The 4,651-nt window shown below is 42.0% G+C and carries 8 protein-coding genes and 1 pseudogene; 4 read left to right on the forward strand and 5 right to left on the reverse strand.

The window, feature by feature from the left end; genetic code table 11:
* Positions 1-135 precede the first annotated feature (135 nt).
* Complete coding sequence (locus D3222_RS25295; protein ID WP_157975426.1) at positions 136-591, forward strand: hypothetical protein; 456 nt, start codon at positions 136-138, stop codon at positions 589-591.
* A 246-nt stretch (positions 592-837) separates the two neighbouring features.
* Here D3222_RS25295 and D3222_RS23505 read toward each other — a convergent pair whose 3' ends face one another.
* The 5 genes and pseudogenes from D3222_RS23505 to D3222_RS26905 form a co-directional block, all read right to left on the reverse strand.
* On the reverse strand, positions 838-1,119 hold the full coding sequence (locus D3222_RS23505) for a helix-turn-helix domain-containing protein (protein WP_021326512.1): 282 nt from the start codon (positions 1,117-1,119) through the stop codon (positions 838-840).
* Positions 1,119-1,433, reverse strand: coding sequence for a type II toxin-antitoxin system RelE/ParE family toxin (locus D3222_RS23510; RefSeq protein ID WP_021326511.1), 315 nt, complete (start codon positions 1,431-1,433; stop codon positions 1,119-1,121). The genes D3222_RS23505 and D3222_RS23510 overlap by 1 nt, the downstream gene beginning before the upstream one ends.
* Positions 1,434-1,630: 197 nt before the next feature.
* Positions 1,631-1,825, reverse strand: a complete 195-nt coding sequence (locus D3222_RS23515) for a hypothetical protein (protein WP_118988241.1) — start codon at positions 1,823-1,825, stop codon at positions 1,631-1,633.
* A 170-nt stretch (positions 1,826-1,995) separates the two neighbouring features.
* The gene (locus D3222_RS23520; RefSeq protein WP_232832652.1) at positions 1,996-2,472 is read right to left on the reverse strand and encodes a recombinase family protein; all 477 of its coding nucleotides are present in this window, start codon (positions 2,470-2,472) and stop codon (positions 1,996-1,998) included.
* Between the two features lie 275 nt (positions 2,473-2,747).
* Positions 2,748-2,921 (reverse strand): annotated as a pseudogene (locus D3222_RS26905) (IS1096 element passenger TnpR family protein); the annotation flags it as partial.
* A 339-nt stretch (positions 2,922-3,260) separates the two neighbouring features.
* Here D3222_RS26905 and D3222_RS23530 point away from each other — a divergent pair.
* From D3222_RS23530 to D3222_RS23540, 3 genes are read left to right on the forward strand one after another with little or no spacing between them, the layout of a single operon-like run.
* Positions 3,261-3,602: a bleomycin resistance protein gene (locus D3222_RS23530; protein WP_021323994.1), complete on the forward strand. Its 342-nt coding sequence runs from the start codon at positions 3,261-3,263 to the stop codon at positions 3,600-3,602.
* Between the two features lie 53 nt (positions 3,603-3,655).
* Complete coding sequence (locus tag D3222_RS23535) at positions 3,656-3,958, forward strand: hypothetical protein (protein WP_118988243.1); 303 nt, start codon at positions 3,656-3,658, stop codon at positions 3,956-3,958.
* Positions 3,959-4,432: a condensation domain-containing protein gene (locus D3222_RS23540; protein ID WP_118988244.1), complete on the forward strand. Its 474-nt coding sequence runs from the start codon at positions 3,959-3,961 to the stop codon at positions 4,430-4,432.
* The last annotated feature ends 219 nt before the right edge of the window (positions 4,433-4,651 follow it).

Here is a 4,651-nt window from a genome sequence, read left to right on the forward strand (position 1 = left end):
GATGGAAACTGGGGGGGACGTGATTTCTCTGAACACCGATGTAAGCCTGGATATTATGCGGCGGGACTGAAATTTGTGGGTCACCAAAGGAGCGAATCAGCTTATGTCATTACCTGCTGTAAATGAAAACGTAACATGTTCATATATCTGATTTTTATTTTGTTGGTGTTATGTTGTCCTTGTTTTGCATTGGTGAGCAGATTAACGCCCTGGCGGGGATTTATCTGTTCGGGTTTTCGACACAGGAAAAAACGGTATTACGTCATTCATCTTTCTCCGACTGACAGGATAGGGCGTCTGACGCGAAGCCGAACCCGGTGTTTTCATGCGGCATTTGTTCGCGAACTTGAAGGGGCACTTTTACGGGCAGACAGGGATATTCTGTTTCGTTCTCATTTGATGCGATCTGCTCAGATACAGTTGGCCTGTTCGGTTCTGGCACGTTATCCAACATGGCGTTACCGGATGGTTAACGTGGTTATTCCTCTCTGGGAGCGAACAGGAATTACATTACAAAACTTACTGTATGAGTGGCGTTATACTCCGACGGCTGCCCGTGGTGTTATGGTGGTGGTGAAGCAGGAAAAATAACATTTTATATTAGAGAGCATAAAATTGTGTGGGGCACTACATTGGTGTTTATGCTGCTATGGCTAATGTAGAACCATTAACCGTACTCCGGCTAGCTCATTAATTCTGATGTGGAAAGTATTTAAACGACTGCCCCACAGATTTTTATGCTCTCCAATATATTGAATTTCCTGTAGAATTTTATAAAAGTTATAATTTTTTCTTAATTAATGCTAATGTATGCATACATTAGCATTAATTGGCTATTCAGTAGAGGACGATGACAGGCTTTTTAATACCACAGGCGTGAGCGTAACGGGTCAGTGTATCGATGCTGGCTTTCGTGATGTTATTTTCCATGCGGGAAATAACTGGAGGTGTAACCCCCATCCGTTCAGCGACCTGAGCTTTTGTCAGATTGTCATGTTTGCGCCATTCTGCAAGCAGCTCTCTGAGCTTCTCCTTGCGTTCTTCCTCATGCCATGCAGCACGATATTTGTCATCCTGCATCCACTCGTTATGCAGTTCTTTATGACTTACCAGTTTCATTAATTAAGTACCTCCGCTAACCGCTTTTTGGCGAGTTCGATTTCTTTCGCTGGCGTTTTCTGTGACTTTTTGATGAAAACCCGGAGCATGATGATTGTATTGCCTTTATGATATACCCAGATACCTCTGGCTATGTCCGTTCCCATCGTGCGGATCTCAAAAAGTCCATCGCCCAGGGGCTTAGTGTCCGGTTCCCGCAATAATCGCGCGTCAGATTCAAGCTTACCGATAAGTCGGTCAAATTTAACCCGAATCCTCACAGGCAATGCCGTGGCTTCTTCCCTAGCTTCCGGGTGATAAACTACGTTAAACATATGGCCTCTCTTTTATAATTATATTAGTGTATAGGCTAATAAATGGCAATGAAAATTAACCTGTAAGCTAATTTAAATCAGAGGGGTAACAAATTATGAGGACTGTATTTCCAGTTAAATATTATAAGGGTGAGGGGTTTGTTGAGCGTAATGTTGAACTCGACGATTAGGACATCGAGGAAATTATTCAGGACTGACTAATTGAATCTCTGATTCTTTTTTTGTTTCACGATAGGTAGTGCTCTTTCGAACTTATCCATAATGCTTAACACCCATTTGCTACGCTTGCTAGTTACGGTCCCATCAACAGAGAGTTTTAACGCCATCACTGAAACAGCCATACCGTTAATGCGTCGATGTAAATTATTTCCTGCGTCCTGCCTTTGGAGCACTGATTGTCACCTGATCTAGAAGCGGAAGCCTTTCTTCTTCTGGTATCAGCATTAATGCCAGGATACTGGCTCTAAGCACATTAGTTTGTGTATACCGATCAAGGACTTTACCATCAGATATAAGAGTATTGATCATATTCGATTTTTCTTCAGTGCAGTTGAGTAAAATTTTACGTGTTAACTTGCTTGATATCCTCAGGTGGTCGACCAGTGCGTTCTCCGCGCTGTTTTTTAGCCGAGATCTCTTTGGCCTGTCTTTCCCGAATTAATGCCCGCTCAAACTGGCTGAATGCAGACATCATATGTAGTTGCAGCTCCTGCATGGGAGTTTCCTCGCCAGCACTAAACGTGAGCTGTTCTTTTAGAAAGATCAGTGTAATACCTTGCTGACGTAAACGCAGGGTCAGGGCACACATATCCATCATATTGCGGCATAGCCGGTCAATGGAGTGAACAATAATGGTGTCGCCTGTTCTGACCTGTTTAAGCATTTCCTGAAGTTGTGGCCGGTTGATGTCTTTAGCACTGGCCTGTTCGAGATAAATTTTGTCAATTTCAATCCCGGATGCAGACAGCGCTTCTTTCTGGCGTTCAACATGCTGATCAACAGAACTCACCCGGATGTAGGCATAGTGCATATCAGCCATAAAACATAACAAAGAATTATAGAATAATCTATAAAGCCCACTTTTCCGATGCTTATAGAGCGTAATTGACTTATTTTAAATACGAACTGAAAAGGTATACCTTTATAGAATCCAGTCTAAGCCTTGCGAATAGTTAGGCGTGTAAAAATCATAGTTCTTTAATAACCCGTTAAGTCGATGGCGGTTAAACTTGACGTGATTGAACTCGTCGATGAATGCTTGGATGTCGCCAAACGTTGTATCGTCATTACTTTCGACAATAGCCTCTAAGAGCTTCAATGTTGCTTCGGCTTCATCATATTGGGTGCCGGCATACCTTGTCCACTGAGACAGAGAGGCGTACTTTTATTTGAGTCAGATTCAATTGCTTCGATACGGATATCCAGTAACCAATGCCGATAGAAATCGTACTCATAAGTGAATTTATCACGGTTTTCGAAATGAAAAGACGCAAGTGAAACAGCCTAGGGATCATCATAAAAACTGAGACCACCTTTCATAGTAGATACCATAGTCTTTACCGTAGATATGAAAGGTATGGAGATGGTCATTATCCCAGCCGAAAGCAAATTACAGTAGAAAATTCTCCAATCCATGCTAGGTAAAAATGCTATATTCATAGTAAATCATATTTAATAATTTATTGTTAATTCCTCATGATTTTAGGAGGTATTGTTGAATCTATTTTTATAGTCATATTACTTATTTAATGAGAGTAACGTACAGTGATTTGTCAGACAATCCTGTATGAGCGTTTAAAAATTATATATAAATAAAAGGGAAAATGTATGAGCGATTGGGAGGCTGTCCCTGTATTGGCTGCATTGGATTTAGATGAATTGGTTGACTTTTACACAAGTAAACTTGGGTTCCATTGCGACAATTTTGTTCCTAATGAATATGCGATAATTAGCAGAGGGGAAGCTGAAATCCATTTTTGGGCATGTAACGATAAGTACATTGCAGAGAACACTTCTTGCTATATTTTCGTGAAAGATATCCAAAGTGTGTTTCAAGAACTACAAGCGCAGACTGAAGTTTCTCCGCTTGCGGAAACTCCATGGGGCATGTTGGAGTTCCACCTAATTGATCCAAGTGGAAATTTACTTAAGTTTGGGCAGCCAGTTTAGCTGTTTAACGTTCTTTCCAACTCCTGTTTATTCAAAGTATATGGACATCGAACTTGAAAAATCCATTCAAACGTATGGCTTCTTTTTCCGCTGAAAAGAAGATAGAAATTGCCAGAAAGGTCAAGCAACTAAGTAGCGCAAGCAACACTGAGCAGAGTAAAAAAGAAAGGCATGCTGATGAAAAAGAGGGTGGAGAATCATTCATAGAGTGGTTGAAACTTCATCAGGAAAATAACAATGGAAATCAAAAAGAAGAAGCTCTGTCCCCTGTTACAAGTTCTCAGTTAAGGCTGTGGTATCTGAGTCAGATAAGCGACACCCATTCTATTGCCTACAATATTCCTGTTGCACTGTAGATAACAGGCAGTCTTGATGTTGCCAAGTTAAAGCAAAGTTTTGTAAAACTGGTTGAACGCCATGCATGCCTGAGAATGTGCTTTCCGGTGTTCGACGGCATTCCTTCTCAATGTGTCCTGGAGCAATTACAAGCTGTTTTTATGCAAAGTGTAAAAACACATGAAGAGGTGATTGATTACATACACAAGCGGGTAAAAATACCATTTGATTTGGAAAACGGCTCCTTGTTTAGGATGCAATTGATGAATCTATCCAACACCGAACATCTACTGCTGGTGTGCTTTCACCATATTATTGCCGATGGATGGTCAGTTTCAATTCTCGTTAGAGATTTCGTCGCGCTCTTTACCGATGAACGAAAGCATAAAAAACCGTGGGGCAATCATTTAAATACTCCGTGCGCTGTGAAAAGCTGCATTTATCTTGCAGGTGAAAGTCCTGTTCCGGAAGGCATAGCCAGTGCCACCGGATAGCGAGTCTTGCGCCGTCCTGGGTAACTTGGAGGGTGAAGCGTAGATAGCGAAGCATTCGAGCCGAAACCAAAGGGTGAACGTGATACCCCCGAAATTGAACTAATTGTGGGAGCCGACAGGTTGGAGCACCTGGCAGGCAACAGGTTACCGGAGGCCATACTGGCAAATTGCCAAAGGAAACCAACCACCGGGGGCGCAGGCGTCAGCGAGTTTGCAGAG

The organism is Photorhabdus sp. CRCIA-P01 (assembly GCF_003545805.1).
Taxonomy (GTDB): domain Bacteria; phylum Pseudomonadota; class Gammaproteobacteria; order Enterobacterales; family Enterobacteriaceae; genus Photorhabdus; species Photorhabdus antumapuensis.

What these genes read in the sequence shown, in the direction of transcription:
- D3222_RS25295 (WP_157975426.1), top strand. Translation starts at nt 136, where the DNA reads ATGTTCATATATCTGATTTTTATTTTGTTGGTGTTATGTTGTCCTTGT.
- D3222_RS23505 (WP_021326512.1), bottom strand. Translation starts at nt 1,119, where the DNA reads ATGAAACTGGTAAGTCATAAAGAACTGCATAACGAGTGGATGCAGGAT.
- D3222_RS23510 (WP_021326511.1), bottom strand. Translation starts at nt 1,433, where the DNA reads ATGTTTAACGTAGTTTATCACCCGGAAGCTAGGGAAGAAGCCACGGCA.
- D3222_RS23520 (WP_232832652.1), bottom strand. Translation starts at nt 2,472, where the DNA reads ATGGCTGATATGCACTATGCCTACATCCGGGTGAGTTCTGTTGATCAG.
- D3222_RS23530 (WP_021323994.1), top strand. Translation starts at nt 3,261, where the DNA reads ATGAGCGATTGGGAGGCTGTCCCTGTATTGGCTGCATTGGATTTAGAT.